Source organism: Staphylococcus microti, assembly GCF_000934465.1.
GTDB lineage: Bacteria > Bacillota > Bacilli > Staphylococcales > Staphylococcaceae > Staphylococcus > Staphylococcus microti.
In genome coordinates this window covers 14957-31433 of the sequence record NZ_JXWY01000175.1, presented here as the reverse complement: position 1 = coordinate 31433, position 16477 = coordinate 14957, and the positions used below count along the sequence as shown (strand labels likewise).

Below are 16477 nucleotides of genomic sequence, written 5' to 3'. Positions count from 1 at the left end.
GCACAAAATACGACATCATATCCGTTAAATGCATGATGTGCTATTTGCAACCACAGAAGTACAATCCTATCCTGAATCGCGTCATTGAAAGCACGTCTAAAAAACAGCAAATCATTGCTGAATTATTCGTTTACCTTCAATTAAAAACGTTCATAAAATAGGATTAATAAATCATGTAGTTGGTTCACCCTTTCGCTCATTAAGTTACTTTAAGCGTATACAAATGCCTTATAAATGTCAAATGTCTCAATCATCCCCTCATATGTTTTCATCTCTTACATAAGGGAATTGTTCTACGTCCATACCAATCATTTATGACATTGTTAATAGAAAATACATGACGCTTACTAAATTTATGTTAAAATAAGAGCAGGTACTAAAAGGATGTGAAAATACATGGCATTATGCCTTTTATTTATTGCTAGCTATTTAATTGGATCCATTCCAAGCGGCTACATTATTGGTAAATTATTTTTTAAAAAAGACATTAGAAAATTTGGCAGTGGCAACATGGGTGCAACGAATAGCTTTCGTGTACTCGGGAAGCCAGCTGGTTTTGCGGTAACATTTTTCGATATTTTCAAAGGATTCATCGTTGTATTTTTCCCATTATGGTTCAACGTTGATGTGCATGGCTTAATCGTCGGTATTTTCGCGATTATTGGGCATGTCTATCCAATTTATTTAAAGTTCAAAGGTGGTAAAGCCGTTGCGACAAGTGCCGGTGTACTACTAGGCGTTAACCCATTATTATTTTTAGTGCTAATGGTGATCTTCTTTGTCGTTCTTTATTTATCAAAGTATGTATCACTGTCAAGCATTATTGCAGCAGTTTGCTGTGTCATCGGTGCGCTAATCGTCCGTGATTACATTTTGTTCGGCATTAGCTTTATCGTCGCAAGCTTGCTCATCTATCGCCATACGAGTAATATTAAACGTATTTTAAAAGGCACAGAACCGAAAATCAAATGGATGTAAGCACGATAGTTGATTTCAATACAAAACACGCTACAATTAAGGCGTACTTTACTTATATGAACAAGGAGGCGTTTCGCGCATGCATTTAGAAATTACCCCTAAGGCTGTTGAATGGTTCAAAGAGGAACTTGAATTACCTGAAGCTGGTAAAGTACTCCACTTTGTCGTCCGTTACGGTGGCGAATTTCAATTAAAACAAGGATTTAGTCCTGCATTTAATGTCGACTTTCTCAAAGATATTGATGAAGTTGGCTATGAAACGATCGTAGATGATTTACATGTCGTTATCGCTGAGAAAGATGTCTGGTATTATGAAGATCATCAATTAAAGATTGACATTGTTGATGATGAGATCGTTTATCACGCACAAGTTAAAAATTAAACATACAAGTAAAAAACCAATCAATAGGCATTGTGCTTATTGATTGGTTTTTTTAACTTCTAATGCTTCACCAGCTTTATTTCGTCGATCAACGTCACTATATACGTCATACCAATTTGGAAAAGCTTTATCAATACGAACTGGCTTTCCTTCATCTTTGGTAATCAAGACGTTATCTGTATAACCAGTTGTCACCAGTTCCCCTTGTTCATTATAAATTTCATATTGGTAACGTGAGCGCAATCTTGAAAACTTAGATACCCACGTCTTTACAGTTACCTTTTCAGGATAGCCTACACTCTTCTTATACTGCACGTTAAGCTCTGTGACAGGCGATACCACCCCTTGTGCTTCCATCTCCATATAGTCGAGCCCTAACTTGCGGATATAGTCCGTACGTGCGACCTCAAACCATGTCGCATAGTTACCGTGGTAAACAACACCCATTTGGTCGGTTTCTTGATAACGTACTTCAATTTCCGTTAATGCATAAATCATTCTGCGTGCCCTCTTTCTGAATTCTTATTCATCCACTATCTTATCACAAAGCAACCATTCGTCATAAGCAAAGACATTCATGGTCATAAAAATTCCAACCTAAAAAAGCGAGTACAACATACAATATGCTGTACTCGCCATATTTATTGGTATTAAGCTAATTTTTTACGTAATACAAGTTGTAAGATACCGCCATGACGGTAATAATCCATTTCAACATTTGAATCAAAACGTGCTTTCGCTTCAAATGTCACAACAGTGCCATCTGGTTTTGTTGCAGTTACTGTAACAAGTTGACCTGGTTGTACTGTTTCATCAATATCAACTTGGATTGTTTCTTGACCGTCAAGACCAAGCGTATCAGCTGACTCGCCTTCTTTAAATTGTAAAGGTAACACACCCATCATCACTAAGTTAGAACGGTGGATACGTTCATAGCTTTGTGCGATAACTGTTTTCACACCTAACAAGTTCGTACCTTTTGCAGCCCAGTCACGTGAAGAACCCATACCGTAGTCGTTACCTGCTAATACGACTAAACCTGTACCGTCTTCTTTGTATTTCATTGCTGCATCAAAGATAGGCATTACTTCATTTGTTGGCCAATATGTTGTAAAGCCACCTTCTGTACCTGGTGCTAATTGGTTTTTAATACGGATATTCGCAAATGTACCACGTACCATGACTTCATGGTTACCACGACGAGAACCATAAGAGTTGAAGTCGCGTGGTGATACACCATTCTCTAACAAGTATTTACCTGCTGGTGTATCTTTACCGATTGCACCCGCTGGAGAGATGTGGTCTGTTGTTACAGAGTCACCGAATTTACCCATAACACGTAAACCAGTTAATGGTTGGATTGTACCTGGTTCTTTAGATAAACCTTGGAAGAATGTTGGGTTTTGAATATATGTTGAACTTGGGTCAAAATCGTACAATGGTTGTTCTGTTGTATTGATTTCGTTCCATAATTCGTTATTTTCATATACCGTTGCATACTCTTCTTTAAACAGTTCAGGTGTTACAACACTGTCCACTGTATCTGATACTTCTTGAATTGATGGCCAGATCTCTTTTAAGTACACATCGTTACCGTCAGCATCTTGACCAAGCGGTTCATTTTGTAAGTCGATATCTACTGTACCCGCTAAAGCATACGCCACAACAAGTGGTGGTGATGCAAGGTAGTTCGCTTTTACAAGCGGGTGGATACGACCTTCAAAGTTACGGTTACCTGATAATACAGAAGTCACTAATAAGTCTTCTTTAGCAATCGCAGCTTCAATTTCTTCTAATAATGGACCAGAGTTACCGATACAAGTTGTACAACCATAACCAACTAAGTTAAAGCCAAGTTTGTCTAAGTACTCAGTTAAACCTGCATCACGAAGATAACCTGTTACAACTTTTGAACCTGGTGCCAATGATGTTTTCACATACTCAGGCACTTTCAAGCCTTTTTCAACTGCTTTTTTCGCTAATAAACCTGCACCTAACATAACATATGGGTTAGATGTATTCGTACATGATGTAATCGCAGCAATCGCGATATCACCTGTTTTCATTTCAGTTTTACGGCCATCTTTAAATTCGATTGTTGCCTTCTTATCAAATTCACTTTCGTCAAAGCCATGACCTTGGTTACCCGCAGGTGCTGTTACAGACTTCTCGAAAGCTTCTTTCATATTGCTTAAGAAGATTAAATCTTGTGGACGTTTCGGTCCTGATAATGCCGCTTCAACAGTTGATAAGTCTAAATCGACAACATCTGTATAGTTTGGTACTTCTTCCACATTAAAGAATAAGTGGTTTGTTTTTAAATATTGTTCAACCGCATCGATATGTTCAGCTGAACGACCTGTTAAACGTAAATATTTCAATGTTTCATCATCCACTGGGAAGAAACCACATGTTGCACCGTATTCAGGCGCCATGTTTGCGATTGTCGCACGGTCAGCTAATGGTAATTTGTCTACGCCAGGACCGAAGAATTCAACAAACTTACCAACAACACCTTTTTGACGTAATAACTCAGTTACACGCAATGCTAAGTCTGTTGCTGTTGCACCTTGTGGCAATTCGTTTGTTAAACGCACACCGATTACTTCTGGAATTGGGAAGTATGACGGTTGACCAAGCATACCTGCTTCCGCTTCGATACCACCAACACCCCAGCCAAGTACGCCGAGACCATTGATCATTGTAGTATGTGAGTCTGTACCAACTAATGTATCTGGATATGCTACTTTTTCGCCTTCTTCATCACGAACATGCACAACATTCGCTAAGTACTCTAAGTTAACTTGGTGCACGATACCTGTTGCAGGCGGAACCGCATTGTAGTTTTGGAACGCTTTTGTCGCCCAGCTTAAAAATTGGTAACGCTCATAGTTACGTTCAAATTCTAATTTCATATTTCGTGCAACAGCATCTGAATTACCGTAGCTATCTACTTGTACAGAGTGGTCAATAACTAAGTCTACTGGCACTTCTGGATTGATTTTTGTTAGATCCCCACCTACATCATCCATCGCCTTACGTAAAGAGGCTAAGTCCACGACCGCTGGCACACCTGTAAAGTCTTGTAAAATAACACGAGAAGGTTTGAATGGTACTTCACCTTTGTCGTTTTCTTTTCCGAATGTCGCCAAAGTTTTAATGTGGTCTTCTGTAATAACAAAACCATCTTCTTGACGTAATACAGATTCTAATAAAACACGGATAGAATATGGTAAACGACTAATTTCAGTTAAGCCTTTTTCTTCTAATACATTCAAGTCATAGTACGTGATGTCTTGACCGTTTACTTGAAATGACTTCTTCGCTTGCTCTTTTAAATTTGCAGCCATTTGAATGTCCCCCTTGAAAAATTTATATGCCTTTTAATCAATTGTATTATTAACGTGGCATGAAAACAACTATGTAAGCGCTAAATTGACCGCATTTGAGTTTTGTTCTTTTAATTAGTTGTTATAACTTTTACTTATGACATATAACATTATTGATAACCTTTAGTTATTAAATGAGAATCATTTTCAATAGCGTAAATAAATAAAAGTACCTCGTTTTATTTTCAAATCATATTTAATATCTAAGCGTACAATCATAATGCGTCATTCCAAATAAAAAAAAGCAGTTAGAATGCGTCAACATCCTAACTACTTATATAAAGTTTATTTCTCTTGTTCCCTTAATCCTTTACGCTTAGCAATGAGTTCGTCTTCATAATCTTGCTGTGCTTGCGCTACATATTCTTTCAGACGATGTTTATTCGGCGTAAGTGTTAATCCTAAGAATTTACGCTCTTTGTTCGCATCTTTATAGAAACTAATCATCATCAGTATCACAACAACAGAGAACGGCAGTGCACTAATAATTGCCGCACTTTGTAATGCGTTTAAGCCTGCTTCACCATCACCATTACCAGAAAGTAATAAAACAAATGCGATAAGTGATTGTGCAACACCCCATGTCACTTTAATAAATTGACTTGGGTTTAACGAACCATTTGTTGTTTGCATACCTAAAACGAATGTTGCTGAGTCTGCTGAAGTAATGAAGAATGACGCGATTAATAACAATGCGATAATTGATAGAATCATACCCATTGGCAAGTGGTTAAACACACCAAAGAGTTGCGTCTCAACAGACATGTCAAAAATTTCTTTATGTTTTTTAGCTGTTTCAATACCTAACACACCAAACACACTAAACCATAAGAAACTTACAATAACTGGTACAAGCATAACACCAGAAATGAATTCACGGATTGAACGTCCTTTGGATACACGCGCAATAAATACACCCACAAATGGACTCCAGCTCATCCACCAACCCCAGTAGTACAATGTCCAGTCAGACATCCATTGGTTCTTCTGAGGGTTTTGTGCTGCTGTGTCAAAGCTACTAAATAGGAAAGAATCTAGTAAGCCACCCGTTGAGCTTGTAAACATATTCATAATAAGTACTGTAGGACCGGCAATTAAAGCCGCAAGCATTAACAATGTACCTAAACCAATGTTTAAGTTACTTAAGTATTGAATACCTTTGCTTAAACCTGACCATGCACTCATAATGAATAAAATCGTAACAACAACGATAATGATAGCTTGCGTCAGCATATTATTTGGAATACCGAATAAATAATTCAAACCACCTGCGATTTGAAGTGCACCCATACCAAGTGATACGGCTACACCAATAACTGTCGCAAAAACTGCAAGTACATCGATAAAAATACCGATAGGTCCATCAACACGATCACCTAAAATAGGTCTCAATGTTTTAGATAATAATCCCGGTTCACCTTTTCTAAACTGAGAATACGCAAGTGCTAGTGCTACGACACCGTATACCGCCCATGCATGGAATCCCCAGTGGAAAAATGTAGAACGCAATGATTCTGCATAAGCTTGCTTCGTCATTGGATCTGCAGTTGGCGGTGCGGCAAAATGAGATAACGGTTCCGCTGCACCATAGAACACAAGACCGATACCCATACCAGCACTAAACAGCATGGCAAACCATGATACCGTATTGAATTCCGGCTTATCATTTGGACGCCCCAACTTCAACTTACCAATCGGGCTAAAGATTAAAAAGATACAGAAGAAAACAATAATAGTCGTTAAAATTAAATAATACCAACCTAAGTTTTCTGTAATCCATAGTTTTATCTCATTTGTAAAATCACCAAATTGTGTCGGGATAAATACACCAATTAGTACAATTACAAATATAATAATAGCGCTAATTAAGAAAACAGGTGAAAACTTCTTACCATTTGGTTCTGGACTTGAAGTATTCATAAATTAACATACTCCCTTTCAATATTTTATTTTCAAATGTGCACTTTTTAAATATATACCCAAATTTAATGAGTTTAAAAGGTAAAAAATGCAAATACAATATATACCATAACAAAATAGACCACTATAATCAACGTAGTGTAAAATGAAAACAAAAATTTGTAAAAAAAGTATGTTGTATTCGTAACAAAATCATGTATAATATATTATGTTTAATAAATAATTTATATTAAGGAGTAATATCATGTTACAAGAGTTCAAAGAGTTTGCACTAAAAGGTAATGTCTTAGACTTAGCTGTAGCCGTTGTAATGGGTGCTGCATTCAATAAAATCGTTACATCTTTAGTTGAAAATATCATCATGCCACTTATCGGATTATTATTCGGTGAAGTGAACTTCGCTGAAAACTGGTCAGCATTTGGTATTAAATACGGTATCTTCATTCAATCAATCATCGACTTCTTGATCGTTGCAGTTGCATTATTCATCTTCGTGAAAATTGCAAATACAATTATGAAGCCTAAAGAAGAAGTTGAAGAAGTCATCGTTGAAGAAAACATCGTTCTTTTAACTGAAATCCGTGACTTATTACGCAACAAATAAGTTTAAGCATACAAAAGGGGCTGGGACATAATTCCCGGCTCTTTTTTTCGAAGAAGGCCTGATTAAATGTTTTTTGACATTTAATCAGGCCTTCGTTATAGATATTATTTAAAAAAATAAAGCACTTCCTTTATAATTGTTAATAACGACAAAAACAAAAAAGGAGTGCTTTATATGTATAAAGAGTATAACATAAATCAGCTTACACTACCAATCGAAACTGAAATTTCTTTCCCAGAAAATGATATCGCATCTATTATCAACAAACTCGTTGAATCTATTCCCCAAGAAACTTTCAATCAATATTACAATCATAGAGGTCCTTCGTCCTACCACCCTAAAATGATGTTAAAAATCATTTTATATAGCTATGCACACTCTGTTTTCTCAGGAAGAAGAATTGAATTTCTACTTAAAGATAGTTGTCGAATGATGTGGCTCGCACAAGGTCAAACACCTTCATACAGAACAATCAATCGTTTTAGAGTAAATCCACATATGATGGAGTTTCTGCATGTCCTTTATGTTGGTTTAAGGGCACAACTATTAGAAGATAAACTAATCACAGAAGACGCCATTTATATAGATGGTACGAAGATAGAAGCCAATGCGAATAAGTATACGTTTCAATGGCTCGCTAATACAAAACGTTTTAGTAAATCTGTTGTTGAAAAATCAACCGCTATGTATGAACAGTTAATCACAGAAGAAATTATTCCTGAAATTAAACGAGAGTCTTCAGATGACTTAACTAAAGAAGAATTAAATCGTATAGAGATGTATTTAGATGACAAAAATGACGCACTCACTTCTGAAATTGAAACATCCCAAGATGTTGAAACAAGAAAAATACTTAGAAAACAAAGAAGCGAAGTGAGAAAGCATAAAAAGGCATTCAAAGATTTTAAAGAACGCAAAACCAAATACGAGAAACAAATGGAAATTTATGGTGACAGAAAAAGTTATTCTAAGACAGATCATGATGCGACATTTATGAGAATGAAAGATGATCACATGAGAAATGGGCAATTGAAACCTGGCTATAACCTACAGATAGCGACAAATAATCAATTCGTTTTGGCATATGGCGTTTATAGTAACCCTGGCGATACAAGGACACTTGAACCGTTCTTAAAATCAATTGAAGCATTATATGGTGACATTCCAGAGTATATTGTGGCAGATGCAGGGTATGGTAGTGAATATAATTATACAATGATACTTGATGATTTTGAGAAGACACCATTAATCACTTACAGTATGTATCTAAAAGAGAAGAAGCGAAAATACAAAAAGAATCCATTCATCACTGCCAATTGGATATACAATGAGAAAGATGACTACTATATATGTCCGAATAAGAAGGAGTTACATTTCCGAAGTTATAGTAAAAGAAGAGACAGATATGGTCATCAAAGAGATTTTAAATTATATCAATGTGAAGATTGCGTTGGATGTCCACTACGAAGTGAGTGTATGAGATTCAGTACAAATCCTAATACAAACAAACGACTATATAAAAATCTGACGTGGGATTATTTTAAAGCATTCACAAATAAGCAGCTTTCAGATCCAAAAACAAAAGATATCTATAAAAAGAGAAAGATAGATGTCGAATCAACTTTTGGAAACCTGAAGGCTAATTTGGGTTTTCAAAAATTATCCGTTCGCACGCAATCAAAGGTTGAATGTGAACTCGGAATAGCACTTATGGCAGTAAACATTAGGAAACTAGCCAGATAAGTGCTAGTTTTTTGTTTATACATAAGATAAAAAAGCCGTTAAAATCCCAAAACTGAATTTTAACGACTTTTTATCAAAGAAACTGGATGCCTATGTCCCAGCCCCTTTTTGTTTATTCTCGTATTGTTAATCTTGTGTGGCTTTGATAATTATTTGAAATGACTTCTAGTATAACTGGAATACGCTCCTTCAACTCCGTCACATGGGAAATCACCCCAACAAGTCTACCGCTTGATTGCAGTTGTATTAACGTATCAAGTGCTGTCTCTAACGTTTCTTGGTCAAGCGTACCAAATCCTTCATCTATAAACATTGCATCAAGCGAAATACCACCTTGCTCATTTTGAACAATTTCACATAATCCGAGTGCCAACGCTAACGACGCTTGGAATGTTTCGCCACCTGACAGTGAAGTGATCGGGCGTGACTGATTGGCATAGTAATCAAAAACCTCTATTTCAAGACCGCTAAAGCCTTTCCCTGCCTTTTCACCTCGAACTAATTGGTAACGATCTCCCGTCATATTTAACAACCGCTTATTGGCTTGTATTAAAATTTGATCCAAATAATATGTGAGCACATAGTTTTCAAGACTCAGCTTTCTATGGTTATTCCCTTTGATGATTTCTGATAATTCGACGAGTTCACTTTGCGCTGAAAGTTGATCTTTTAAATATTGAATATGTGTTTCTATTTCTTGAATGCGCACTTCATTCGCCTTCAATTGTGCTTCTGTTTGATTGTATTGTTTTAACTGTTGATCATAGTCCGTTTTTAACGCTTTAAATGTTGTATTTAATATTTCTATATCAACAACTTCTATAGACGCTAGACTTTGTTTTAATTCCTTCTGTTTCGCAACCGCAACTTGATAGTCATCTGAATGACGCTTAATTTCAGCTTTTATTTCGTCTTCTAAATGTACTTCATCGGCCACTTGCTTTAACGCTTGGACATCTTTAAGTTTCAAATGGCCAAGTTCATCATCCAACTCTGTTGTCAACTTTTGGACATCATTCAGCGTTTTTTCTAACATCATTTGTGTTCTATCTAATTGAGAGGTATGCTCATAAATCTTTTTCTCACATTTTTGTATTTTTATTCGCTGCGCATCTACTACTTTCTCATAGTCATCAATTTGTTTCACTTGTGCCTTATGCGCCTTTACAAACGCTTGAATATCATCATAACCCGTGTCTTTTTCAAATGTCTCTACTGCATCAATGTCGCGTGCAAGTTGTTGCGTTTTCAATGCAATTTCTTGTTTAACTTGATTGATAGACTGTTCAATGTCAGCTAAACGTTTAGATGACTTTTCCAACTTCTTGTTGCTATCACGTAGTGTTTCATATGCTTTCGTTAGTGACGCAATGTTTTGTTGTTGTGTTTCAAATTGCGCGACGTCAAATTGAACATGTGCTACCTTTTCATAATCAGACTTTAAATAGTGTAATGAACCTTGTTCTGCATTCACTTTTTCTCTCATCTGTTGGATTTCTTGTGCCAACAGGTCATTTTGTTGTTGTTGCGACTTTAATGCTTCAATTGTTGTACCTTCAACAGCATGTCGAACAATTTGACGACACACAGGACATGGTTCATCTGTTTTCAATTCACTTCGTAACATATGAACCGCTTCTTCATGATTCAACAACGCTTGATCATTGTGTGACAAATGTTGCACTTGTTGTTGCTTCAGTGTGATTTTCGCCTCTAATGACTCAATCTCTGCAGTTGCTTTTGCTATTTTCTCTTTTAACTGTTCCGCTTGCATGGCTTCTTTTTGTGCTTGCTTCAGCTCATCAAATGCCTGTGTCGCTTCTTGCAGTTGATCTAAATACATTCTTTCTTTATCTATATCCACAACTTCGCCATTTAACGATGCTTTTAAATCTTGATATTGCTTTTGATACGTTTCTAATTGGGTGTTTAATGTTTCAAGTGCTTTTATGTTTTGCGTACGATTGGCTTGATGCGTCTGATATACAGTCGCATTTTGATAATAATAAAGTGTGTTATTTACAAATGTTCGTTGCGCTGTTATCGTTTCATTTTTTGCTTCTAAGTCCGTTTGTTCTGCCTTCAATAATTCTAATGATTGTTGCGCTACTTGAAGCATGTCTTTTTGTTCGTCGATTTGCTTCTCATAATGAGAAAGTTGCACTTTTTCATTCGTTAAATCTTGATATAACTTCACAGCTAACTTACTGTCTGTAATGCGTTTAAGTCGTTCTTCAAGCACACGGATTTTAGTTTTTTCCGCTTCTAACGTCTCAATATGATGATTAACGTCGTTGAGTTTCTTTTCCAAATCAACGCGCTGATTTTGTTGTTCAATCTCAGCTCTTACTTTTTCAACTTTTGCACTCATTTGAGTCGTCGTGTTTTCTAGATTGCGCACGACTTCTTGACCTATTTCTCGATATTTTGGTAACACTTCCAGAAGACGGTCATGTTGCTGAGACGCATATGTTTGATATGCTTGTAATACTTCATTGTCAAAAGTTGCTAAATCTTGCCATCTATCTTCTATTCTTTCTTGTTGCTTCTCAATATCATGTTTGATATCTTTCGTTTTATCTTGTAACTGATGATTTAAAACATCATATAGCTGTGTATTGAAAAGCGTTCTTAAAATCACTTGTTTATCGGATGTTTTTGAAATTAAGAAACGCTTGAACTCACCTTGTGGCAAAATAAACAATTGACGAAATTGATCCTCTTTTAACCTGATTAAGTCTAATAAATATTGGTTACCTTCTGTTCGCTTACTTTCTTTTAACACATATTGATGCGTATCATAAACATAGACTTCTAATGTCGGATTTGTATCACTTTTGTTCCCTGGTTTTCTATAAGCAGCGGTACGAATGACTTTGTAACGTTGTCCGCGCACTTCAAATTCAAAAGTGACTTTAAGTGGTAGTTTAGGATTCGCAAACTGGTTGCGTAAATCCTCTACTTTTCTTCCTTTTGTAGAAGCCCGTCCATATAACGCAAAGACAATACCATCAAAAATCATTGTTTTCCCTGACCCTGTCTTACCAGATATTAAAAACAATTGGTTCTCTTGTATTTTAGAAAAATCAATCGTCTCATCTACAAATGGTCCAAAATTTTCAAGACGTAACAAAATTGGCTTCACTTAATTCCCCTCCCTTTGCTCAGTCATCAATGTTTCAAGATACGCTTGTTGAATGTCAGATAATGATGTATCTGTGTGCATTTCATAAAATTGATTAATAATTGTCATCGGTTGCAGTTGCTTAATATGGGGCGTTTGCTCTGTCGACACCGATGCAACAAACACTTCTGGTGTCAGTGCTAGCGTATTCGGATACAATTGTTTTAACTTCTGCATCGGTTCCGTCACATGATGCATCTCACGTAATTTAAAATGAAAATAACTGTTATCAGATTTACGCTCGAAGCGGCCATTAACCACATCTTCATACGTTCCTTCAACTACTTCTAATTCGTATTGTGGCACAAATCGTTTGAATGTTTGTTGCATACCATCCGCATGCCATTCAATCACACGATACCCTTTCGCTTGATTCACTTCAGAAAATGAATATTGTAATAGCGAGCCACTATAAAAAATATGATCATAATCTAATGCAAATGGATGATGAATATGTCCAAGTAAGACACTGTCGAAGCCTTCTAAATATTTAGGAGAAACCGCCTCAATCGTCCCAATCGTCAAATCACGTTCAGAGTCACTTTTAGGAGCGCCATTTAATGTAAAGTGACCAACTAATACATTTTTCTTTGTAACATCAAGTTGTGATTGGACACGCTGTACAAATTTTTTCACAGCTTCTTCATAACTTTCTACCTGTTCTTCAAGGTATTCACGTGCTTCTGACACTGTAAAAAATGGTAACGTGTATAGTGCAACATCTTCAAAAAGAATCGGCTCAAAAAATGACGCTAACGTCGTACGAATAAACAACTGACTATTATTAAACCATGATGCCCCGTAACTGAGACGTTCTTTACTATCATGGTTGCCATTAATCATTACAATTGGAATATGCATCTTGAGATTAAGTTGCTGAATCGTCTCTTCAAACAATGTCACCACGCTTTTATTCGGATGTGCAGTATCATAAATATCTCCTGCAATCACAATAACATCCGGTTGTTCTTCTTCCATAGCGTCAACAAACTGCTTTAAAACATGGCGTTGATCTTCTAAAAAACTATGACCATTCAGTCGCTTACCTAAGTGCCAATCTGCTGTATGTATCATCTTCATGTTTGTCACCTCAAAACCTTTTTTCATTCATAAGTATAGAAAAAGCAGTTCACATACCGTTCGGCTCATGAAACTGCTTTGTTTTTCTTTTTATAGTAATGTTATTTATTAAATCTTAAATTGAATTATTCAACATACGTTTTTTTAATTGCTGATAACGATATAGCATTGCTAAGCGCCATGGCAACAACATGCTAAATGCAAGTAGGAAGAACATACCTGCAAGCTCTCCCGCATTAATAGAACTTCCTAGAAAGACTTTAAGCACCGTTCTAATAATCAATAAAGAAATCAATACGATTGGAAATGCTTTTGATTTTTTTAAGTAAATGTCGCTCCCTTTCACTTCAAAATGCGATGTCATCATTAGTACCGTTGAAAATAACATCCCAATCACAATGGATTCGATAATTTCTGTATGCGTTAATCTAAAATAAGGTACCACATACATTAAAGCACCTGTCGACATAAAGACTGGCGGTAAAATTATTTTCTTTTCATTCACTGGGTATTGTTGCGCCCTCATACGTACAACGATCACAACTGCCCCCATCATAAAAGCTACTATTATGGAAAACACTAAATAGCTCAATATATTGCCTCCTCACCCTATCAAGCTGAACAATGACGCTTGCACTGGATACATGCACAAATCATCGTTCAAACTGAAAGATGTCACGATAATCATAACTATATTAAAGTACACATAATAACAAAAAGCAAGAGAATCAATGCATCAATAAAACATCGATCTCTTGCTTATTTAAAGAATGGATATTACATCTTCTTATCCATATTTTTGTTCATCATTGTCATCATTTGATTGATTTTTTTCTGTGACGGTTTTTGACCCATCTGCATCATCATCATACGTAACATTTCTTCATTAATAGGTGGGTTCTTTTTCAAATAGTCCATCATATATTTACGCGCTAAGAAGAATCCACCAACAAGACCGATGATAAGTGCAACTGCAATTAATAATATTGCTAACCATGTAGCCATCGTTTCACCCACTTTCTTTATCCTTTAGCATTTTACTAGAAAAAACATATGTTTTCAAGATAATTCAGATGAAGATGTGTTTTTTCAATTGATCAAGCTGCCTAGCAAAAGAAACAGGGCAAGAAAGTGGTACTTCCCAACTCTCATTGCCCTATCTCATTTATCCTAGTCAAACGGTATGTTGCTTATAATTTTTCGATTTCAGCCAACACTTGTTCTTTTGTAAAGCCGTATTTTTCAATAACAAGGTCGCCAGGGGCACTTGCACCAAATTGATCAATACCGATCACTTTACCGTTCATACCTACATATTTATGCCAACCTAATGTTGCACCCATTTCTGCTGCAACACGTTTTTCAACATGTGGTAATAAAATTGCATCTTTGTACTCTTTCGTTTGTTGTTCAAACGCGTGCCAGTTCGGCATAGATACAACGCGGACACCTTTACCTTGCTCAGCTAATTCTTTTGCTACATCAACTAACAAGTTCACTTCTGAACCTGTGGCTAATAGCACGTATTCAGGTGCTGTTTCAGTTTCGTATACAACATACGCCCCTTTACGTACACCTTCCTCAACTGTCGCAGGTTTAACGTCTAACACTGGTAAACCTTGTCTTGTTAATACTAATGCAGTTGGTGTTGATTTAGATTCTAATGCAACTTTCCATGCAACACGTGTTTCGTTACCGTCTGCAGGACGAATCACATTTAAGTTAGGAATTGCACGTAAACCAGCAAGTTGTTCAATTGGCTCATGCGTTGGACCATCTTCACCAACAGCGATTGAGTCGTGAGTGAAAATAAATGTTGAGCCTAAGCCCATTAATGATGATAGGCGTAGTGCTGGTTTCACATAGTCACTGAATACAAAGAATGTTGCACCATAAGGATGAATACCGCCATGTGCTGCCATACCGTTAACAGCGGCTGCCATCGCAAATTCACGCACACCAAACCAAATGTTTCTGCCACTACCGTCTTCTGCTGAAAAATCGCCTTCAGCTTTGACGTTTGATTTATTTGATGACGCTAAGTCAGCTGAACCACCGAAGAATGAAGGAACTGCTGCACTTAAAGCTTGAATCACTTCACCTGAATCAGCACGTGAGGCTGCATTGTGACCCACTTCAAATTGTGGTAATGCTGCTGCATAGTCTTCTGGAAGATCACCTGCTAATGCGGTTTTGAATGTTTTCGCAAGTTCAGGATATTGTGCTTCATATTTCTTGAAGTCTTCTTCCCACGCTTGTTCGTGTGCATCTGCACGTGCAATCATCGTTTCTTTGAACACTTCATAAACAACTTCATCCACATGGAATTGTTTGTTTGCATCTAGTGCATAGTTATCGAACGTTAATGCACGCTCATCTGCACCAAGTGGCGCGCCGTGAGATGTGTGACTGTTTGATTTATTTGGTGAACCATAACCGATAATTGTCTTCACTTCAATAATCGTAGGTCCTGCTTGTTCTTTTGCAGTTGTAATCGCACGATCGATCGCTTCAAGATCATTACCATCTTCAACTAAAATGTGGTTCCATCCATACGCTTCAAAACGTTGCTTAATATTTTCAGAGAAAGATTTATTCGTCTTACCATCTAATGAAATATCGTTTGAATCATACAATGTAATCAATTTATCTAATTTTAAATGTCCAGCTAGAGAAGCTGCTTCGTGTGAAATACCTTCCATTAAATCACCATCAGATGCTAATACATATGTGTGGTGATCTACAATTGAAATATCTTTGTTATATTTTGCTGCAAGGTGTTTTTCAGCCATTGCCATACCAACTGCCATCGCAAAACCTTGTCCTAATGGTCCAGTTGTAATTTCGACACCTTGTGTATGACGAAACTCAGGGTGACCTGGTGTTTTTGAACCCCATTGTCTGAAGTTCTTCAACTCATCTAAAGCTAAATCGCCAGATACATGTAATAAGCTGTATAATAGCGCAGAACCATGTCCAGCAGATAACACAAAACGGTCTCTGTTAAAATATTTGTCAGCTTTAGGGTTGAAATTCAGATGACGTGTCCATAATGTGTACGCCATAGGTGCTGCACCCATTGGCAATCCCGGATGCCCTGAATTCGCTTGCTCAATGGCGTCGATACTCAAAGCACGCAATGTATTCACTGCTAAACTATCTTTTTTATCAAACATAAAATAACATCCCTTCTTTTT

12 protein-coding genes are annotated in these 16477 nt (G+C 36.7%); 4 read left to right on the top strand and 8 right to left on the bottom strand.

Annotated features, from left to right (window positions below; genetic code table 11):
* The first annotated feature begins 396 nt into the window (after positions 1-396).
* Positions 397-978, top strand: a complete 582-nt coding sequence (gene plsY / locus TP70_RS11320) for a glycerol-3-phosphate 1-O-acyltransferase PlsY (RefSeq protein ID WP_044361717.1) — start codon at positions 397-399, stop codon at positions 976-978.
* Positions 979-1057: 79 nt separating this feature from the next.
* A complete protein-coding gene (locus tag TP70_RS11315) occupies positions 1058-1360 on the top strand; it encodes a HesB/YadR/YfhF family protein (protein WP_044361716.1) in 303 nt (100 codons plus the stop codon).
* A gap of 36 nt (positions 1361-1396) precedes the next feature.
* On the opposite strand, the gene menI is transcribed toward TP70_RS11315, so the two are convergent.
* The 3 genes from menI to TP70_RS11300 form a co-directional block, all read right to left on the bottom strand.
* The gene (gene menI, locus TP70_RS11310) at positions 1397-1858 is read right to left on the bottom strand and encodes a 1,4-dihydroxy-2-naphthoyl-CoA hydrolase MenI (RefSeq protein ID WP_044361715.1); all 462 of its coding nucleotides are present in this window, start codon (positions 1856-1858) and stop codon (positions 1397-1399) included.
* Positions 1859-2010: 152 nt separating this feature from the next.
* Positions 2011-4710, bottom strand: a complete 2700-nt coding sequence (gene acnA / locus TP70_RS11305) for an aconitate hydratase AcnA (RefSeq protein ID WP_044361714.1) — start codon at positions 4708-4710, stop codon at positions 2011-2013.
* A 324-nt stretch (positions 4711-5034) separates the two neighbouring features.
* The gene (locus tag TP70_RS11300; RefSeq protein WP_044361713.1) at positions 5035-6669 is read right to left on the bottom strand and encodes a BCCT family transporter; all 1635 of its coding nucleotides are present in this window, start codon (positions 6667-6669) and stop codon (positions 5035-5037) included.
* A 244-nt stretch (positions 6670-6913) separates the two neighbouring features.
* Here TP70_RS11300 and mscL point away from each other — a divergent pair, with 244 nt between their 5' ends.
* Both mscL and TP70_RS11290 read left to right on the top strand, forming a co-directional pair.
* Positions 6914-7273, top strand: coding sequence for a large conductance mechanosensitive channel protein MscL (gene mscL, locus TP70_RS11295; RefSeq protein WP_044361712.1), 360 nt, complete (start codon positions 6914-6916; stop codon positions 7271-7273).
* A 174-nt stretch (positions 7274-7447) separates the two neighbouring features.
* Positions 7448-9016: an IS1182 family transposase gene (locus TP70_RS11290; RefSeq protein WP_044361711.1), complete on the top strand. Its 1569-nt coding sequence runs from the start codon at positions 7448-7450 to the stop codon at positions 9014-9016.
* Positions 9017-9128: 112 nt separating this feature from the next.
* Here the strand turns inward: TP70_RS11290 and sbcC are convergent, their stop codons facing one another.
* From sbcC to tkt, 5 genes are all read right to left on the bottom strand, one after another.
* Positions 9129-12161, bottom strand: a complete 3033-nt coding sequence (gene sbcC / locus TP70_RS11285; protein WP_044361710.1) for an exonuclease subunit SbcC — start codon at positions 12159-12161, stop codon at positions 9129-9131.
* A complete protein-coding gene (gene sbcD, locus TP70_RS11280; RefSeq protein WP_044361709.1) occupies positions 12162-13280 on the bottom strand; it encodes an exonuclease subunit SbcD in 1119 nt (372 codons plus the stop codon).
* A 115-nt stretch (positions 13281-13395) separates the two neighbouring features.
* Positions 13396-13872, bottom strand: coding sequence for a CcdC family protein (locus TP70_RS11275; RefSeq protein ID WP_044361708.1), 477 nt, complete (start codon positions 13870-13872; stop codon positions 13396-13398).
* Between the two features lie 185 nt (positions 13873-14057).
* Entirely contained in the window at positions 14058-14285 is a 228-nt protein-coding gene (locus TP70_RS11270) for a YneF family protein (protein WP_263009870.1), read from the bottom strand.
* A 185-nt stretch (positions 14286-14470) separates the two neighbouring features.
* Complete coding sequence (tkt, locus tag TP70_RS11265; protein WP_044361706.1) at positions 14471-16456, bottom strand: transketolase; 1986 nt, start codon at positions 16454-16456, stop codon at positions 14471-14473.
* Between the last annotated feature and the right edge of the window lie 21 nt (positions 16457-16477).

Excerpts from the sequence above, each read along its gene's own strand:
- menI (WP_044361715.1), bottom strand. The coding sequence starts at position 1,858 with ATGATTTATGCATTAACGGAAATTGAAGTACGTTATCAAGAAACCGAC.
- TP70_RS11300 (WP_044361713.1), bottom strand. The coding sequence starts at position 6,669 with ATGAATACTTCAAGTCCAGAACCAAATGGTAAGAAGTTTTCACCTGTT.
- mscL (WP_044361712.1), top strand. The coding sequence starts at position 6,914 with ATGTTACAAGAGTTCAAAGAGTTTGCACTAAAAGGTAATGTCTTAGAC.
- plsY (WP_044361717.1), top strand. The coding sequence starts at position 397 with ATGGCATTATGCCTTTTATTTATTGCTAGCTATTTAATTGGATCCATT.
- TP70_RS11315 (WP_044361716.1), top strand. The coding sequence starts at position 1,058 with ATGCATTTAGAAATTACCCCTAAGGCTGTTGAATGGTTCAAAGAGGAA.
- tkt (WP_044361706.1), bottom strand. The coding sequence starts at position 16,456 with ATGTTTGATAAAAAAGATAGTTTAGCAGTGAATACATTGCGTGCTTTG.
- acnA (WP_044361714.1), bottom strand. The coding sequence starts at position 4,710 with ATGGCTGCAAATTTAAAAGAGCAAGCGAAGAAGTCATTTCAAGTAAAC.
- sbcD (WP_044361709.1), bottom strand. The coding sequence starts at position 13,280 with ATGAAGATGATACATACAGCAGATTGGCACTTAGGTAAGCGACTGAAT.
- TP70_RS11290 (WP_044361711.1), top strand. The coding sequence starts at position 7,448 with ATGTATAAAGAGTATAACATAAATCAGCTTACACTACCAATCGAAACT.
- TP70_RS11270 (WP_263009870.1), bottom strand. The coding sequence starts at position 14,285 with ATGGCTACATGGTTAGCAATATTATTAATTGCAGTTGCACTTATCATC.